The sequence below is a fragment of the Micromonospora sp. NBC_01699 genome (assembly GCF_036250065.1).
In the GTDB taxonomy this organism is placed as follows: Bacteria; Actinomycetota; Actinomycetes; order Mycobacteriales; family Micromonosporaceae; genus Micromonospora_G.
The window spans coordinates 3,235,764-3,251,936 of the sequence record NZ_CP109199.1; the positions used below are offsets into that span (position 1 = coordinate 3,235,764).

At 68.8% G+C, this 16,173-nt stretch carries 17 protein-coding genes; 10 read left to right on the forward strand and 7 right to left on the reverse strand.

From position 1 onward, the window contains the following. Positions 1 to 117 precede the first annotated feature (117 nt). Positions 118 to 1,269 carry a helix-turn-helix domain-containing protein gene (locus tag OG792_RS14435; protein WP_329111262.1) on the reverse strand — a complete coding sequence of 384 codons (1,152 nt, stop codon included), beginning with the start codon at positions 1,267 to 1,269 and terminating at the stop codon, positions 118 to 120. A gap of 276 nt (positions 1,270 to 1,545) precedes the next feature. Between OG792_RS14435 and OG792_RS14440 the strand changes: the two genes are divergently transcribed. Next, positions 1,546 to 1,734, forward strand: a complete 189-nt coding sequence (locus OG792_RS14440; protein ID WP_329110066.1) for a hypothetical protein — start codon at positions 1,546 to 1,548, stop codon at positions 1,732 to 1,734. A 169-nt stretch (positions 1,735 to 1,903) separates the two neighbouring features. Here the strand turns inward: OG792_RS14440 and OG792_RS14445 are convergent, their stop codons facing one another. Then, positions 1,904 to 2,428 carry a nuclear transport factor 2 family protein gene (locus tag OG792_RS14445; RefSeq protein ID WP_329110068.1) on the reverse strand — a complete coding sequence of 175 codons (525 nt, stop codon included), beginning with the start codon at positions 2,426 to 2,428 and terminating at the stop codon, positions 1,904 to 1,906. A gap of 28 nt (positions 2,429 to 2,456) precedes the next feature. After that, positions 2,457 to 3,125, reverse strand: a complete 669-nt coding sequence (locus OG792_RS14450; RefSeq protein WP_329110069.1) for an NAD(P)-dependent oxidoreductase — start codon at positions 3,123 to 3,125, stop codon at positions 2,457 to 2,459. Positions 3,126 to 3,303: 178 nt separating this feature from the next. Between OG792_RS14450 and sigJ the strand changes: the two genes are divergently transcribed. The 6 genes from sigJ (at position 3,304) to OG792_RS14480 (ending at position 9,109) form a co-directional block, all read left to right on the forward strand. Further along, positions 3,304 to 4,239: an RNA polymerase sigma factor SigJ gene (gene sigJ / locus OG792_RS14455; protein ID WP_329110070.1), complete on the forward strand. Its 936-nt coding sequence runs from the start codon at positions 3,304 to 3,306 to the stop codon at positions 4,237 to 4,239. Positions 4,240 to 4,328: 89 nt separating this feature from the next. Next, on the forward strand, positions 4,329 to 5,639 hold the full coding sequence (locus tag OG792_RS14460; protein ID WP_329110071.1) for a sensor histidine kinase: 1,311 nt from the start codon (positions 4,329 to 4,331) through the stop codon (positions 5,637 to 5,639). Continuing rightward, a complete protein-coding gene (locus tag OG792_RS14465; protein ID WP_329110072.1) occupies positions 5,636 to 6,379 on the forward strand; it encodes a response regulator transcription factor in 744 nt (247 codons plus the stop codon). The genes OG792_RS14460 and OG792_RS14465 overlap by 4 nt, the downstream gene beginning before the upstream one ends. A 35-nt stretch (positions 6,380 to 6,414) precedes the next feature. Then, complete coding sequence (locus OG792_RS14470; RefSeq protein WP_329110074.1) at positions 6,415 to 7,338, forward strand: ATP-binding cassette domain-containing protein; 924 nt, start codon at positions 6,415 to 6,417, stop codon at positions 7,336 to 7,338. After that, a complete protein-coding gene (locus tag OG792_RS14475) occupies positions 7,335 to 8,105 on the forward strand; it encodes an ABC transporter permease subunit (protein ID WP_329110075.1) in 771 nt (256 codons plus the stop codon). The genes OG792_RS14470 and OG792_RS14475 overlap by 4 nt, the downstream gene beginning before the upstream one ends. 281 nt (positions 8,106 to 8,386) lie before the next feature. After that, entirely contained in the window at positions 8,387 to 9,109 is a 723-nt protein-coding gene (locus OG792_RS14480; protein ID WP_329110076.1) for a histidine phosphatase family protein, read from the forward strand. 1 nt (position 9,110) lies between these two features. Here OG792_RS14480 and OG792_RS14485 read toward each other — a convergent pair whose 3' ends face one another. Further along, positions 9,111 to 9,692 carry a TetR/AcrR family transcriptional regulator gene (locus OG792_RS14485; RefSeq protein WP_329110078.1) on the reverse strand — a complete coding sequence of 194 codons (582 nt, stop codon included), beginning with the start codon at positions 9,690 to 9,692 and terminating at the stop codon, positions 9,111 to 9,113. A gap of 223 nt (positions 9,693 to 9,915) precedes the next feature. On the opposite strand from OG792_RS14485, the gene OG792_RS14490 reads away from it, so the two are divergent. Beyond that, the gene (locus OG792_RS14490; protein WP_329110080.1) at positions 9,916 to 11,373 is read left to right on the forward strand and encodes an MFS transporter; all 1,458 of its coding nucleotides are present in this window, start codon (positions 9,916 to 9,918) and stop codon (positions 11,371 to 11,373) included. A gap of 134 nt (positions 11,374 to 11,507) precedes the next feature. Further along, positions 11,508 to 12,242 (forward strand): neutral zinc metallopeptidase, encoded by a 735-nt coding sequence (locus OG792_RS14495; protein WP_329110082.1) that lies wholly within the window; start codon positions 11,508 to 11,510, stop codon positions 12,240 to 12,242. 29 nt (positions 12,243 to 12,271) lie between these two features. On the opposite strand, the gene OG792_RS14500 is transcribed toward OG792_RS14495, so the two are convergent. The 3 genes from OG792_RS14500 to OG792_RS14510 all read right to left on the reverse strand — a co-directional run bounded on the left by OG792_RS14500 (position 12,272) and on the right by OG792_RS14510 (position 15,152). After that, a complete protein-coding gene (locus OG792_RS14500) occupies positions 12,272 to 13,651 on the reverse strand; it encodes a hypothetical protein (protein WP_329110084.1) in 1,380 nt (459 codons plus the stop codon). Between the two features lie 77 nt (positions 13,652 to 13,728). Further along, entirely contained in the window at positions 13,729 to 14,232 is a 504-nt protein-coding gene (locus tag OG792_RS14505) for a hypothetical protein (protein WP_329110086.1), read from the reverse strand. After that, positions 14,229 to 15,152 carry a ParA family protein gene (locus OG792_RS14510; protein ID WP_329110088.1) on the reverse strand — a complete coding sequence of 308 codons (924 nt, stop codon included), beginning with the start codon at positions 15,150 to 15,152 and terminating at the stop codon, positions 14,229 to 14,231. Before OG792_RS14510 ends, OG792_RS14505 begins: the two co-directional genes overlap by 4 nt. Positions 15,153 to 15,509: 357 nt before the next feature. Between OG792_RS14510 and OG792_RS14515 the strand changes: the two genes are divergently transcribed. Then, on the forward strand, positions 15,510 to 16,169 hold the full coding sequence (locus tag OG792_RS14515) for an HAD family hydrolase (RefSeq protein ID WP_329110090.1): 660 nt from the start codon (positions 15,510 to 15,512) through the stop codon (positions 16,167 to 16,169). The last annotated feature ends 4 nt before the right edge of the window (positions 16,170 to 16,173 follow it).

Here is a 16,173-nt window from a genome sequence, read left to right on the forward strand (position 1 = left end):
CTCCCGCTGGTGGACGCGTCGGTGTGCTGCACCGTTGCTGATCAGGAGTTACCGCGTCCGTGATCAGGACGCTACTATTCGCAACCGGTGTGAGTGGAACGCTTACGCACCACTACCTCAGACAGCGACGCCCATCCGTTCGCACAGCCCCCGTAGCTCGGTTCCCCCTACGCCCCGACGTAGCAGCGCCCTCGCGCTCTCCCGGGTGGACGCCGACGATCGGGCGTGTTGGGGGCCGATCCGCTCGGCCGTAAGGAGCCAACGCACCGCGTCCCGGTCGCGGCCCAGGTCGACGTGACCCCGCGCCATGTCCATGTAGAAATACACCTGACGCTGCGCGGGCAGCCCGTCGACGCGCACCCGCGCTGCGGTCTCCATCGCCTCGCCCGACCGTCCCGTGTCGAGCTGGTTGGCCATCTGCCACAACGCCACGTTGCGAGGGCCCCATGCCATGTCCCAGCTCGTCGTCTCGCCGGTCCGCTGGGCGATCCGGGACGCCTCCACCAGGTGGCTTTCCGCCACAGCGGCGTCGCGGGCGCCCGTCGCGTGGTGCGCCCGTGCCAGGTGCAGGAAGCCGAGCAGGTCCAGGGCGGCCGGGGCGTCGAGATGGTGTTCCAGGTCCTCGCTCGCCCGTTCTGCGGTGGAGCGGGCCGGCCCGTACGCCCCCGAGTACGCCAGAACCCGGGCACGGTTCGCGGCGGCGACCGCGACCGCCACCGGGTCCTCCAGCCGCCGCGCGGCTTCTTCGCAGTGGTCGACGGCAAGCCACGCCTGCGCCGGGAAACCGACGTTCAGTAGGCAGCCCATTGCCACCCCGTACACGGGGACCATCGCCTTCAGCGTCTCCCGCTGATTGTTGCGAGCGTGCAACGCGGGGATCAGGGTGACGAGGCGGTGCAACGCCCCGGCGTAGTCGCACCGGCCGTAGAGATCCCGCACGAGCGCGGATTCCCGCATGAGCGCACCGGCGGTCGCCGGGGGCCGCGAGGCCGACTCGGTGAGCGGGTGGCTCATCATCGTTCGCCAGACCCGCTCGGCGTCGATGCGGGCGGACTCCAGTTGCCGATCCGCCGGCGTGTACGGCTGGCCGGTCAGCTCGACTACGGAGCATTCAAGGGCGGCGGCCAGGTCAACGACCATGTACCGATCGGTGCGCTGCTGCCCGCGCTCGATGCGCGACCATGACGTGTGCGAGATGCCCGCTCGACTGGCCGCGTGGCGGATGCTCCAACCACGCAGTTCACGGCGGGTACGGATGCGCTCCCCGATGGACGGGTCGGACGGCACGGGCCGGCGAGGCATAGCGGTGGGCCTTCCCAGATAAGGCTGGGGCGGCGGCGTTACGCCGGGCCCTACCCCAGCGGGCCGCCACCTCGGACGGTACACCGAGGAAACGATCGAGGGACACGACACAGACGTCAGGACCAGTGCCGAACGCGTCGTCCATGGCCGGCAGCAGGTGCCCACCGCTCCGTCAAAGCGGGGGAACTCACTCACTCCGTGCCGCCGCTGAAAGCCTCCTCCCTACGGGCGTAGCCTGCCAGCGTGCTCGGGTTCGATTTTGACGCTGCCCGTCCCTACCGGCGCAGCCTGCGGCGCTCGATTCTGGTGCATTCTGGTGGTTTTGTGGCATTGGTTCTTATTGTTATGGCTCTCATCGTCACGCTTCTCGTCTTGCTTGCCTGTCTCGGGCTTGTTCTTCGGGCGATGACCGATGGCGAGATAAGCCCGTGATGCGGTACTCGCTGGCTCTGCTGGCTGTGTCCGTGGTTTCTGATCGGCTTGGGTGAGCCTGCTTGCCCGGCCTGCACTGCGGACACCGGCGCTCACCGAATGCCCGTCAACCGTCTGGGCGTCGCCAACCAGAGCGTCGCCGGGGTTTCAGGGGGCTCGTCCTGCCGGCTCACGACCCGCTCCCGCTCCTGCATGCCGTTATGGTCCGCTCCACGGCAGCCACCGCGACATTGGCCGCCCGCTGACCCAGCGCCGCTGGCTGGGGCGCCGAGCCCGCCAGAGCCGTGGTGTCGGAGTATTTGATTTCGTAGACGCGCTCCGTGAACTTCCAGCCGTCCGGGGTGCGTCGGTAGCGGTCGTGGTAGATGGAGTAGTTCAGGTGTGAGCTGCCGTCGCGGAACCGCCCGAACTCCGACACGTACGCACGGCCGAGCGCGGTATCGCCCTCCAACTGGATCGTGCCCGGGTGGGTGTTCTGCACGAAGTACTCCCAGAGCTTTTGCAGCCGCTCGATTCCCGCGCGGATTTCCTCCCGGCCGACAAACTCGACATCGATTTCGGGAATCCGCCACACACCGTCCGGCGTGAACAGCGACGCGATGCGGTCGTGGTCGCGCATCATCCCGGCGTCGGTGAACTCACCGCGCAGCGCCTCGATCTCGAAGCGGTCGGCGACGGCCCGAAGGTTGCTCATAGAATTCGTCATGGTCGATCACTCTTTCTCAATACGCGATGCCGATGGCCTGATTGATCGTTTCGGGCTGGTCGAGGACGCGGAGCATGTGATGGGCGACGTCGGCGCGCGAGATGGAGAGCCCGCGCCGCAGGTTCTGCCCGTACGCCGTTCGGTAGACGCCGGTCAAGGGCTTGTCGGACAGGTACGGCGGTCGTGAGATGGTCCAGTCCAGGCCACTGTCGCGAAGCAGATCCTCCATCCGCGCAAGGTCCGCGTAGTGCCTGCGCAACACCGCTTTTGTCAACGGGCTGAGCAGATGCCGCATGAAGAACCCGTCGCCCGGGTCGTGTTTGCGCGGATCGGGGCGGCCGGGGGATGGCACGGTGCCCAACGGAGAGGCGCTGACCACCACGATTCGGCGTACGCCGGTTGCCTTCATCGCCTGGACGATCGCTCGCGTACCCGGATGGACGATTCCGAACTCGGACGGTGATCGGGGACCGAGACCGGACAGGACCGCGTCGGCACCGTCGACCGCGGACCTCAGCGCCACCGGGTCCGCCGTGGCCAGGTCCGCGGTGACGACGCGCACGTCGCTGGATGACAGCTTCTTCGGATTCCGTACGACTGCCGTGACGTCGTGACCCGCGGCGATGGCCTGATCGAGCAGTTGCCGGCCGATGCCCCCGGTCGCGGCGAAGATCGCGAGTTTCATCTGGTGCTGCCTGCCCCTCGGTTCGGTCGGCACATCTTCTGCCGGATGGTGTGTTTCTCTCAGCAGTACGACGACGCAGCGCCTCGGAATGTGAGGGGATACTTCTGACCTCACATTCCGATGTGGTGTTTCGTCGGACTGGCGAGGGCAAGCTGTGACCGAGGGAGTCGGCGACACCATGAGCAGCCAATCCGGCCCGGGGGACAACCGGCTCGATCCGGGCCTGCGCGCGATCGTGAGCGAGCGGCGTCAGCTGATCAATCTTGCGTACCGGCTCCTCGGGTCACTGGCGGATGCCGAGGATGTCGTGCAGGAGACGTACGCCCGCTGGTATGCCATGTCCGCGCACCAGCGGGAGGCGATCGGATCGCCCGGCGCCTGGCTGACGACGGTCGCCAGTCGGATCTGCCTTGACCTGCTCGGCTCGGCACGGGCCAGGCGGGAGCGCTACGTGGGCGAATGGATTCCGGAACCGGTGCCGGATCGTACGGAATGGCTCGACGGCCGGTCGGGCGGCAGCGGTGTCGACCCGGCCGACCGGATCACCCTCGACGAGTCGGTCAACATGGCCTTCCTCGTCGTGCTCGAACTGACGACCCCGGCCGAGCGCGTCGCCTTCATCCTGCACGATGTCTTCCGCTACTCCTTCGCCGAAGTGGCCGAGATCGTCGGCCGTACGCCGGCGGCCTGTCGTCAGCTCGCCTCGTCGGCCCGCCGTCGCATCCGCGTCCCGCCTGCTCCCGTGACCCCGACAGCCCAGCGGGCCGGCATCGTCAGGGACTTCAAGCAGGCATGGGAAGCCGGCGACATCGACGCCCTCGTCGGCCTGCTCGATCCCGCCGCCACGGCGACCGGGGACGGCGGCGGCCTGGTCAGCGCCGAACTGCGCCCGATCGAGGGCGGGCGGCGGATCGCGACCTACTTCGCCGATCTCGCCGGCAGGGCACCCGACCTGACGATCCTGGAGCGTACGGTCAACGGTCAGCCCGGTCTGGTGGCTCAGCAGGATGATGTCACCGTGGCGGTGTTCGCGTTCGACATCGCGGGCGACCGGATCAGGCACATCTGGGGCGTACGGAACCCCGAGAAACTCCGGCCCTGGACGACGGGCTGACGAGTCCGCGTACCAGGCAGCGAGCCGACCAGCACGAACAGCCGGCCGGATAGGCTGCGGAGAAATTCGTGGCCGGAGAAGGGTGTGCGGTGACCGCCTCGTCGCTTCCTACCCGCCCGCTCAGCCGTCGCGAGCTGATCGCGCTCGACGGGCTGCTCGCGCTGTTCCTCGGCCTGTGGTATGCGTTCGCCCCGGCGACCGGCGTCTCGTCGCAGAGCCCCGCGATCGGCCCGACCGGGCTCACGATGTGCCTGGTCGTGCTGCTCATGGCCCTGCCGGTGGCGGTACGCCGACTCTGGCCGGTCCCGGTGTTCCTGGTCGTCGCGCCGGCCTCGGTGCTGGCCCTGGCGTCCGGGGTGCTGTACGAGCCGTTCCTGGCCGCCGCGCTGACCGGCTACACGGCCGCGCTCGCCGGCCGGCCACTGCGCCGGATCCGGTGGCGGATGCTGAGCGGCATCACCCTGGTCCTGCTGCTGCTCAGTGTCTCCGCCGGCCCGACCCCGGCCGATGCCGAGGCGTTCGGTGTGCTGCTGCCCGGATTGGCGCTGGTCGGGGCGGCCTGGACGGCCGGGGTGGCGGTCCGGGAACGCCGGGTGTACCAGGATCGGAGCAACGCGGAACGGACCGCACGGGCGGTCGCCGACGAGCGGCTGCGCATCGCGCGGGAGGTGCACGACATCGTCTCGCACAACCTCGGGATCATCACCGTACGGGCGGCGGTGGCCCGGCACGTCGCGGACTCCCGGCCGGGCGCGGCGGCCGACGCCCTTGAGCTGATCGAGAAGGTGGGCCGCTCGGCGCTCACCGACATGCGCCAGGTGCTGTACGTGCTGCGCACCGACCCGGCCGAGGGCGCCGACCCGAACGACACCGCTTCGACGCACCGCGCCGACCCGAGCAGCGCAGACCGGAACGGCAGCGAGGGGAACGAGGCCGGCGCCCCGGAGACCGGTGTCGAGCCGGAGTTGACGCCGGCCGTGGGGGATCTGAACCTGCTGGTGGCACGCGCGGCGGCAGCCGGCCTCGACCTGCGGTCCGACGTTACCGGTACGGACCGGCTGCCGGAGGGGACGGCGGTCTCGGCGTACCGCATCCTTCAGGAGGCGCTGACGAACGTGATCAAGCACGCCGGGCTGACCCGCTGCCAGGTCACCGTCCGGTGCGCCGACGACGAGGTGATCATCGAGGTGCTGGACGACGGGCCGGCGAGCGGGCGTACCCCGGTCGCCGCCAGCGGGCACGGCCTGGTCGGGATGCGGGAGCGGGTGGCGATGCACGGTGGTGAGCTGACCGCCGGGCCACGTGAGCAGGGCGGTTTCCACCTTCGCGCCCGACTGCCGTACCCGGAGTCCGGCAGCCTTTCGCGGGGCGAGCGGCGACCGGCCGGGAGCACCTCGTGACCGACCGGATCCGGGTCGCGATCGCCGACGACCAGGCGTTGCTGCGCGGCGGCTTCCGGCTCCTGCTCGAATCCGATCCGCGCTGCGTGGTCGTGGGCGAGGCGGCGACCGGCGCGCTCGCGGTGCGGCTCGCCGCCCGGGAACGCCCCGACGTGATGCTGATGGACATCCGGATGCCCGACCTGGACGGCATCGAGGCGACCCGCCGGATCTGCGCCGACCCGGCGACCGCGAGCGTACGGGTGCTGATTCTGACCATGTTCGACCTGGACCCGTACGTCTTCGGCGCGCTGCGGGCCGGGGCGAGCGGCTTCCTGCTCAAGGACACCCCACCGGCCGACCTGCTCAACGCGGTGCACGTGGTGGCGAGCGGGCACGCGCTGTTCGCCCCGACGGTGACCCGGCGACTGGTCGCCGAGTTCGGTCGGGCGCAGCCAGCCAGGACCGACGGAACCCGGCTGGACGGGTTGACCAATCGGGAGCGGGAGATCCTGGCCCTGGTGGGCGCCGGGCTGTCCAACACCGAGATCGCCGGGCACGAGCAGATCGGCATGGCCACGGTGAAGACCCACCTGACCCGGCTGCTGGCCAAGCTCGGCGCACGGGACCGGGCCCAGTTGGTCATCGTCGCGTACGAGAGCGGTTTGGTCCCGCTGGGCGGCGGCCGGCACCCGAGCGGCGGCGGGACGGGTCAGACTCCGGTCCGACGCGTCGGGAAGCAGGATCAAACCTCGGTCTGACGCGCCGCTCGGCCCTCGGCTGGGAGGTTGGTGCGGTGATCGAGGTAGCACAGTTGACCAAGCATTACGGCCGGCGGGTGGCGGTGGACGGGCTGTCGTTCACCGTGCGTCCCGGTCGTATCACCGGATTTCTCGGCCCCAACGGCGCGGGCAAGTCGACCACCATGCGGCTGCTGCTGGAGTTGGACCGGCCGACCTCGGGCAGCGCGTTGATCGACGGCAGGCCGTACGGCCGGTTGGTCGAGCCGTTGCGGCAGGTGGGCGCGCTGCTGGACGCGAAGTCCGCCCACCCGGGCCGGTCCGCGTACGACCACCTGCTCGGCCTGGCCGCCAGCAACCGGATCGGCCGGCGGCGGGTCCGGGAGGTGATCGGGATGGTCGGGCTGGAGAGCGTGGCCCGCAAACGGGTACGCGGCTTCTCGCTCGGCATGAGCCAGCGCCTCGGGCTGGCCGCCGCCCTGCTCGGCGACCCGCCCGTCCTGATCCTGGACGAGCCGGTCAACGGGCTGGACCCGGAGGGGGTCAAGTGGATGCGTGACCTGCTCACCCGGCTGGCCCGGGAGGGGCGGACGGTTTTCCTCTCCAGCCATCTGATGAACGAGATGGCGGTCACCGCCGAGCATCTGGTCATCATCGGGCAGGGTCGGCTGCTCGCCGACCTGAGCACGGCCGACTTCGTCGCCCGGCATGCCGGCTCGTACGTGCGGGTGCGTTCGCCGGAACGGGAGCGGCTGCGGCAGGCCCTCGTGGCCGGCGGGGTCGGCGTCGAGGACGGTTCGGACGGCGCGCTGCACGCGATCGACGCCCGAACGGAGGAGATCGCCGCGATCGTCCATGCCGAACACCTCAGCGTCACCGAGCTGACCCCGTGCTCGGCCTCGCTGGAGGAGGCGTTCATGCAACTGACCGCGCCGGCGGTCGAGTATCGAGGCCACCAGGAAGTGGAGGTGAACCGATGAACGGCACGGTGGTACGCCCGGTGCTCGCATCGGAATGGATCAAGGCAAGGTCCACCCTGGCAACGATGATCTCGCTGTCGGTCGGTGTCGTGGTCAGCGTCGGGCTCGCGTTGGCCAGTGGCTTCTCGATCCGGGCCGCCTTCGACCGCAGCAGTGACGCGCTCCGGCCCGATTTCCACCCGATCGACGCAGGCTTCGGTGGCCTGATCTACGGCAATCTGGCCTTCACCGTGTTCGCCGTGCTCGTGGTCAGCTCCGAGTACACCAGCGGCACCATCCGGGCCTCGCTGGCGGCGGTGCCCCGACGTGGCCTGTTCTACCTGTGCAAACTCGGGGTGACCGGGCTGGTCTGCGTGGTCGTCGGCGGTGTCACCACGCTCGGGGCGTTCCTGGTGACACAGGTCGCGCTCGGTCCGTACGGGGTCGAACTGTCCGATCCCGGTGCCGTCCAGGCGGTGCTCGGTGGGCTCGCGTACGTGACCCTGCTCGGCGTCTTCGCCGCCGCCGTGGCCGCCGTGCTGCGGGGTACCGCGCTCACGCTGGGCATCCTCATCCCGTTCTTCTTCGTCGTCTCGCCCGCGCTCTGGCTGATCCCCGCGACCAGGTCGGCCGCGCGTTTCCTGCCGGACCAGGCTGGCATGCGGGCAATGGAGGCGACCGTCGGGCCCGGCGAACTCACCCAGAACCAGGGACTGCTGGTGCTGCTCGGCTGGACGGTCCTCGCCGTCGCCGCCGGCTACTGGAGCATCCGCCGCCGAGACGCCTGACCGGGCGGCGACGATGCCGGACAGGTCCGACAGCCGACCGGGTGGTCGGCGACGTCGGGGGCCTGCGCGCCCAGCTCGACGGCGTCCTGTAGGCGGCGTATGCATGACCCCGAGATGCTCACCGTAGGGTATGGCGAATGGGTGCAATCAGGCCGTGGCATGTGCTGTTGCTGTCGATCGTCTGCCTGCTGCCGCTGTTCGCCGCGACGCTCGGTGGGCTGCTCTGGGCGATGTCCCGCCGCCGTCGCAACCGTTGACGGAGGAAACGGGAGGCGATAACCATGAGTCATCCGTCCCCGCCTGTCGAGCTGGCGGAGTTGACCGTGGTCCGGCACGGGCAGAGCACCGCGAACGCGGCGTTTGCCCTGGCCGAGGCGGTGGGCAGCGTGGAGAGCGGGGTCACCGGCCGGGACGCCGACATCGCTCTCTCGCCGCTCGGGCAGGCGCAGGCAGTCGCCCTCGGTCACCGGTTCGGTGCCGTTGCGGCGGATCGTCGGCCGCAGGTGGTGCTCTGTTCGCCGTACCGTCGGGCCTGTCTGACCTGGCAGTTGGCGACGGACGCGGCGCGGGCCGGGGGCGGCCCGGAGCTACCGGCGGCGCGGACCGACGACCGGCTGCGGGACCGGGTGATGGGCGACCTGGAACTGCTGACCAGCGCGGCGATCGCCGCCCGGTTCCCGGCCGAGGCGGCCCGCCGGGCCGCCTCCGACGGGTTCCACTACCGTCCGCCGGGCGGCGAGTCGCTACTGGACGTCGCGGCTCGTCTCGGGTCGCTGCTTGACGACGTACGCCGGCAGCACGCCGGCCTGCGGGTGTTGCTGGTGGCGCACGACTCCGTGGTGCTGATGCTGCGTCACCTGGTCGAGGGGCTGTCGCTGGCAGAGCTGGAAACGGTCGTCCGGGTCGGGATGGTGGCAAACGCCTCGGTCACCCGCTGGACCGCCGAGACCGGACGGCTGATGCTTGCCGAGTACAACAGCGTGATGCACCTGCCGGGGGAGTGAGTCAGCCTCTCGGCGGCTGTGGGCGCAGCCCGTCGAGGGCCATGTCGAGCACCCGTTCGAGCTGGCCCGGTTCGTTCACCTTGATCATCGTGATCCCGCTGACCAGACGCATCACGTCGTCGATGTTGGTGTCGGTGCGCACCACCCCGGCGCCCTGGGCGCGTACGAGCAGCGGCCGACCCGCGTCGTAGACCTCGGTACGGCACCGCTGGAAGACCTCGGAGTCGTGCAGCAACTCCTCGGCCAGTGCCCGCTTCGTGGCGATGTATCCGACCACCCGGTGCAGCCAGCCGACCAGGGCGTCCCAGGGTGGTGCGTCGGCCAGGTCGTTGGCGGAGCGGGACAGTGCCTCGACCTCGTCCACGTAGACGGCCTCGAAGAGGTCCTGCCGGGTGGGGAAGTGTCGGTAGAGGGTGCCGATGCCGACCTGTGCCCGCCGAGCGATGTCCTCCAGCGACGCCGACGACCCGTGTTCGGCGAACGCGTCCCGGGCGGCGGAGATCAGGTTTTCGTAGTTGCGCAGCGCGTCGGCCCGTTTCGGACGCCGGGAGAGGGTGTCGGGTACCGGTGCGGCGCTCGTCACAGCCGGGTCTCCCTTCTGCGGTTGCGACCGGAGGCACCCCTCCGGTAATGTTTTCGGAGGCACTCCTCCGGTATTAGTGGAGGGTGCCCTCCAGATACTCTACCTCCCCGGCGGAACGCCGGTGGTGGCGTAGCACGTTCGCTCGATCCGCCCACCGGACGACCAGGAGCGCCGGTCGGGCCATCGGCAACATCTCATCCAGCTACCTCGTAAGGAAGTTCTCGTGGCATCGACCACCAGACGTACCCCTCGGCAGTTGACCTTTGCCGTGCTCGCGGCCGGGGCCGGCTTCTTCGCGATGATGCAGTCGCTGATCAGCCCGGTGCTCTCCACCATCCAGCACGACCTGCACACCTCACAGAGCACGGTCACCTGGGTGCTGACCGCGTACCTGCTCTCGGCGGCGATCTTCACGCCGATCCTCGGCCGGGTCGGCGACATGGTCGGCAAGGAACGCATCCTCGTCCTGACCCTGGTCGGGCTCGCCGTCGGCTGCCTGCTCGCCGCGATCGCCCCGACCATCGGGGTGCTGATCATCGCCCGGCTGATCCAGGGCGTCGGCGGCGCGGTCTTCCCGCTCTCGTTCGGCATCATCCGGGACGAGTTCCCGGCCGCACGGATGTCCTCCGCGATCGGTGCGATGTCGGCCATCATCGCCGTCGGCGGCGGCCTCGGTGTCGTACTCGCCGGACCGATCGTCGGCCTGCTCGGTTACCGGTGGCTGTTCTGGATCCCGCTGATGATCGTCTCGCTGACCGCACTGGCCGCCTACCTCCTGGTCCCCGAGTCCCCGGTACGCAACCGGGGCCGGATCAACCTGCTCTCCGCGACGTGGATGTCCGGCTGGCTCGTCGCCCTGCTCCTGGCGGTCAGCGAGGCACCGAAGTGGGGCTGGCAGTCGACCCGGGTGATCGGGCTGCTGGTGCTCGCGGTCGTGGTCTTCGCCGCCTGGGCCGCCACCGAGATTCGGTCGGCCAACCCACTGATCGACATGCGGATGATGCGGCTGCCGGCGGTCTGGGCCACCAACCTGGTCGCGCTCCTGTTCGGCGGGGCGATGTTCGCCCTCTACGGCTTCCTGCCGCAGTTCACCCAGACCCCGACGGCGGCCGGTTACGGCTTCGGTGCCAGCGTCACCGAAGCCGGCCTGCTGATGCTGCCGATGCTGGTCACCATGTTCGTCGCCGGCCTGCTCAGCGGACGGCTCGAAGCGGTCTTCAGCGCCAAGGCACAGCTCGTCACCGGGTCGGCGTTCGGCGTGGTGGCCTGCGCCGCACTCGTCGTGGCACATGACGAACGCTGGCAGCTCGGTGCCGCCGCCGCCGTCTTCGGCCTCGGTATCGGACTGGCGTACTCGGCGATGACGAACCTGATCGTGAAGAGCGTGCCGGCCCACCACACCGGTGCCGCGGTCGGGATGAACGCCAACATCCGCACCATCGGCGGCGCGATCGGCGCCGCCATGATGAGCAGCATCGTCACCGGCCACCTCCAGGCGAGCGGACTGCCTCGCGAGTCCGGTTACGCCCACGGGTTCGCCCTGCTGGCCGGGCTCTCGATACTCGCCGTCGCGGCGGCGCTGCTGGTACCGACCGTCCGGCGCGCGGCCCACCCGGCCGTCGACGGCTCGGCACCGACCCCGGTGACCCCGCCGACCCCGATCGGCGCCGCCGCCAGGTGACCGAGCCGTACGCCACTGTGGAATTTGGTACGGATTCCACCGGGCGGGAATTATGGACCTGCCGCCGGAACAACGGGCCCGGATCCGTCCCACCACCCCGCCTCCGGTGGCCGCGATCAGTCGAGGAGGCCACCATGGGCGCAGTAACCGGATACCGAACCAGCCGGGGCGTCGCCGTGCTCGGCCTGGTCGCCGCGCTGGTGGTCACGCTCGCCTGCGCCGTCGGTCCCCGAACACCGGGGGAGCAGGCCCCGGCGCCCGCTCCGGCGCCGTCGTCGGGTGAACCGGTCGACGGCTCGGGCACGGTCGAGGAGTTCGAGCGGGACATCACCGGCGCGGTCCGTCTCGCCGAGTTGTACTGGGAGCAGCGGTTCACCGAGTCCGGGCAGCGTTTCGAGGCGGTCGGCCGGGTGCTCGCGTACTCCCGTACCGGCGAGATCGCCTGCGGTCGGCAGGAAATCCCGCGCAACAATGCCGCCTACTGCCCGGCCGGCGACTTCATCGCGTACGACGTCAACTGGGCGGTCACCGTGTTCCGGCAGATCGGCGACGCGTTCATCTTCTTCCTGCTCGGCCACGAGTACGCCCACGCGATCCAGGCGCGACTCGGCATCGAGCACCAGTTCACCATCCAGTCCGAGTTGCAGGCCGACTGCATGGCCGGGGCGTACATCGGTGACTCGGTTCAGGACCGGCAGCTCGACCTGAAGGACGGCGACCTGGACGAGTTCCGAGCCGGCCTGGTGGCCGTCGGCGACGACCCCGACCAGCCCTGGTTCGCCGAAGGCTCACACGGCACCCCCGAACAGCGGATCGACTCCTTCTTCCGCGGCTACGACCGCTCCTACACCGCCTGCGACCTCACCTGACCCGAACGGGGTTTGCCCTCCTGAGGAGGTCATTCTTGATAGCGGCGAAGTAATCTGAGAATGTTGCCGAGTTTTTCCACCGTGTCCGGCGGTAGGGGATCCGGGTTGAAGTGCATGACGTCGTTGCGGATTTTTCGGATTTCCTGTAGCCGCTTGATGAAGGTGACCCGGTCCAGCGGCCAGCACAGCTTCGCCCAACTGTCCGGGTTCTCCAGCACTCGTTCGTAGTCGCCCATCGAAAGATCGTCGAACGAAACGATCGTACGTCGTCCCTGCGGGTCGCAGAGAGCCACGACCTCGGCCAGCTCGAATGTACGGGCGAGCACTCGGCGGAGCATCCGGTCGAGTTCGCCGATGCGTAGGAACGGGGTCGAGAGGCGACCGTACTCGTGGGCCACGTCAGCGGTGGTGACAATGCCCGAGATCGCGTTCTTCGCGTCCCGAACGAAGACAAAGTCGGATCGCTCCAGCGTTGGCAGGATCTCGGTCAGCTCCTGGTCGTACCGCACCTCGTGAGCTGGCACGATGGCCCCGCTGAAGCCGGCAGTGGGATCCCGGTGTTGGGCCTGCGCGATCGACTGCCAGGTCACGGCGCCGCGCAGGGAGTGCGCACCGACCATCACGGCCAGCTGCGAGAAGTCGTTGAGCAGCATTGCCGTGATCGCCACATCGAAACTTGCGGTTGGCGGTACCGCCACCACGCCGTCGAGCGCCGACGGTAGGTTACCGACGGTGAATCCCACATCGGCTTCGTCTGGCTCATCCGGGGCGGGAGAGACAATCATGGAAGCCGGCTCGTTCTCTTCCAGAGCGTCGCTGACGACGTCCACCGCCGCGTCGAGGGTTACGCTGCGGAAGCTGGGAAATGTCGCCAGACCGTGGTTTGCCAGATCAGCCTCGATCCGGGAGATGTGGTCGCCCCGATCTCGCGCTCCCCAGAGCGAAAGTAATTCCCTGACCCTGATACGTTCCGGGTTCCGGGCGTCCGCGCGGGTGCGCCACTTCCGTAGCTGGTCGTGGATCCGGGTGGCGAGGATCGCCTCCGCGTTGTCCCCGTCCCGGGTGGTCGGCTCGGTCGCGGCCTGTTCGAGTAGTTCCTGACGGTAGGAGTCCAGGGCACGCTGGGAGGAATCCACCCGCCAGGCAAACCAACCGTCGACCGCTCGGATGCCGGCGGCGACTGCCGCTGCCCGAGACGGCGACCGAAACTCCTGGCCGTCCTCCAGACGGACCCATCCGTTCTCGGTAATTGTGGCGCGATGTACGTCGCCCACTCGCGGCCGGTCGAATCGCAGCGTGGTGCCCGGCTCGATCAGCCCGCCGGCAAGGATGTCGGCGAGTCGGACCCGGCGACCCTCCAACAGATAGGCGTTGCGGCGGGTGCGCGCGGTGGGCAGTGCTACAGGCATCGGATGCTCCGGCGCGGGCAGGGTCGTTGGGAGACCGGGGCGGACAGGCTATCGGAGCATCTCGTACGGTTGCTGGCTCACCAGTTACGGAGGCCGGCGAACTTCCGCCGAGCACCGATCGCCTGGTCCAGTATTCGCCGGGTTAGTTCGGTCTTATTGAGCTTGCCGAGTTTGAGCCCCAGCTCGGCTCCGATGTCCCGGAGCAAGTCACCGCTGGGCTTGAAGCCAGCGAGATAGGTATCACCCTCGGTTTCGCTCTCCAGCTCCCGTAGTCTCGCCGCGATCCCTGCCGCCTCGGGCGCCGGTTTCCGTGGTGCCGCCGGCCCGGCGCGACGCGGCCGCTTGGCCGGAGGCGTAGTGGGCTCGGGCGCGGTCGCGGTCGGTTGTGCCGTTGGCGCGGGTAGGTGGATTGGGGTGCCTGTCGCGGCGTGACGTCCGGCGCTGACCTGATCCGCGGAAACGTGGGTGAAGGTCAGGCACAGGTCGCCGCGAGCAAATGCGACAAGCTGCTCGTCGCTCTGCTGGGCCAGGAATTCCGCCCACCGTTCGGTCACCCGGGCGAGCAGGGTGGCGTTGCTCATCTACCCAGTACTCCCATGAACTCGTCTACCAATACACGGAATTCCATGGCGACCTCGTCATCCTTCGGCACGCGCAGGATGGACGGGACACCTGTTGCGCCTGCCTCGCCGAAAATGCGTGGGCTGTTACGGATCATCCCGTTCAGCACGGGGGCGTCGGCGTTGGCTCGCACCTGCTCGATCGCGTTGTGTTGGATCGCGATCGGCTGGCCGGCATAGGTTTGGATCATGGTGAACACCACACCGAGAATTTGCGGATCAATTGTGGCCGGCATGCTGTGGGTGCCGGAATCGTGCCCGAGATACGCGTTGTATTCATCGCGAAGGTGGTCGCAGCTGCCGACCATGTATCCGATGCCCAGTGTGGAGAGATAGTCGGCGCGGGCCGGGATCAGGACGTAGTCGCTGGCCACTATCGCGGTTTTGGTGACCAGTCCGAAGTTGGGTGCACAGTCAATCAGGACCAGGTCGTAGTCGGCGAATTTAGGAGCACCGAGCGCTTCGGCCAGACAGCCGTGCACCTGGAGGAACTTGCGTTTCGAGCCGGCGAGCGTGGTGCCGCCGAGCTGTGCGGCGAGTTCCAGGTCGATGTTGATCAAGCCGAGGTGTGATGGGATGAGGTCCAACTGGCCACCGTTGCCCAGTACGGCGTTGACCCTGGGTGGTGTGACAACGAGATCGGCGAGAGCGACGTCCCGACCGGGTTGTTCGCCGTCGTACCAGCGTTTGATTGTCCGGGTCTCCCGTAGCTCGTCCTGCCATTCCTCGACGGTGTAGAAAGAGAACGTCAGGTTCGCCTGCGGGTCGAGATCGAGGAGTAGTACCCGTCGACCGGTGTTGGCAATTTCCGCACCGAGGTTCGCGGTCAGTGTTGTTTTCCCTACGCCGCCCTTGTAATTCATCACGGAAATGATGGGCACGAGAAACCTCCGAGGGGTCTGGCTCAGAAGGGCTGCCTTGGCACATTACGGCAGCCCGTGGTGGCGGCGTGTCCTCGTTGCGGTCAGCTATCTGACTATCGAGATATGACCAACGACTATAAATCGGATAATCGACCGGCTGATCAAGTACGTCTACCTGCGCCTGCCGCGACCTTCCGATGACCCGGCGAGCGCTCATCGACCAACCTCAGAGTGGTTCGCAGAGATCAACCTGCTGTTGAGGCATCCGCCACAACCGCGTCCGGTAGTGCGCGAGCCCCGTTCGGCTCTTGGCATGATCTGGGCATCAGCGCTCGTACCCGGGAGGATCCCCTGACTGGCCAGCATCCCGCCGCCGTGCTCTTCGACATGGACGGCACGCTCGTCGACAGCGAGAAGCTGTGGGACGTAGCCCTGCACGAACTCGCCGAGCACTACGGCGGTCGGCTCTCCGAGCCCGCCCGGACGGCGATGATCGGCTCCAGCATGGCCAGCTCGATGGCGATCCTGAACACCGACCTCGGTCAGGACCGGGACCCCGGGTACGGGGCGGCCTGGCTGGAGAAGCGGATGGCCGAACTCTTCCTCGCCGGCCTGCCCTGGCGGCCGGGCGCCGTCGGGCTGCTCGAACTGGTCCGGGCCGCCGGGATACCGACCGCCCTGGTCACCTCCACCGCCCGGCAACTGGTCGAGATCGCCCTCGAAACGCTGGGCCGGGACCGCTTCGACGTGGTGGTCTGCGGTGACGAGGTACTGGCGACAAAACCGGATCCGGAGCCGTACCTGACCGCCGCGCGGCTGCTCGGTGTGCCGATCGAGCGGTGTGTGGCGATCGAGGACTCGCCGGCCGGGGTCGCCAGTGCGGTCGCCGCCGGTGCCGCCGTACTCGCCGTGCCGAGTGAGGTGGCGCTCGACCGGGCGGACGGCGTACACCTGTTGGAGAGCCTGACCGGTGCGGACCTGGACCTGCTGGCCCGCCTGGTGGCCCGGCTCGACCTGCCGCGACCAGCGGCCTGAGACG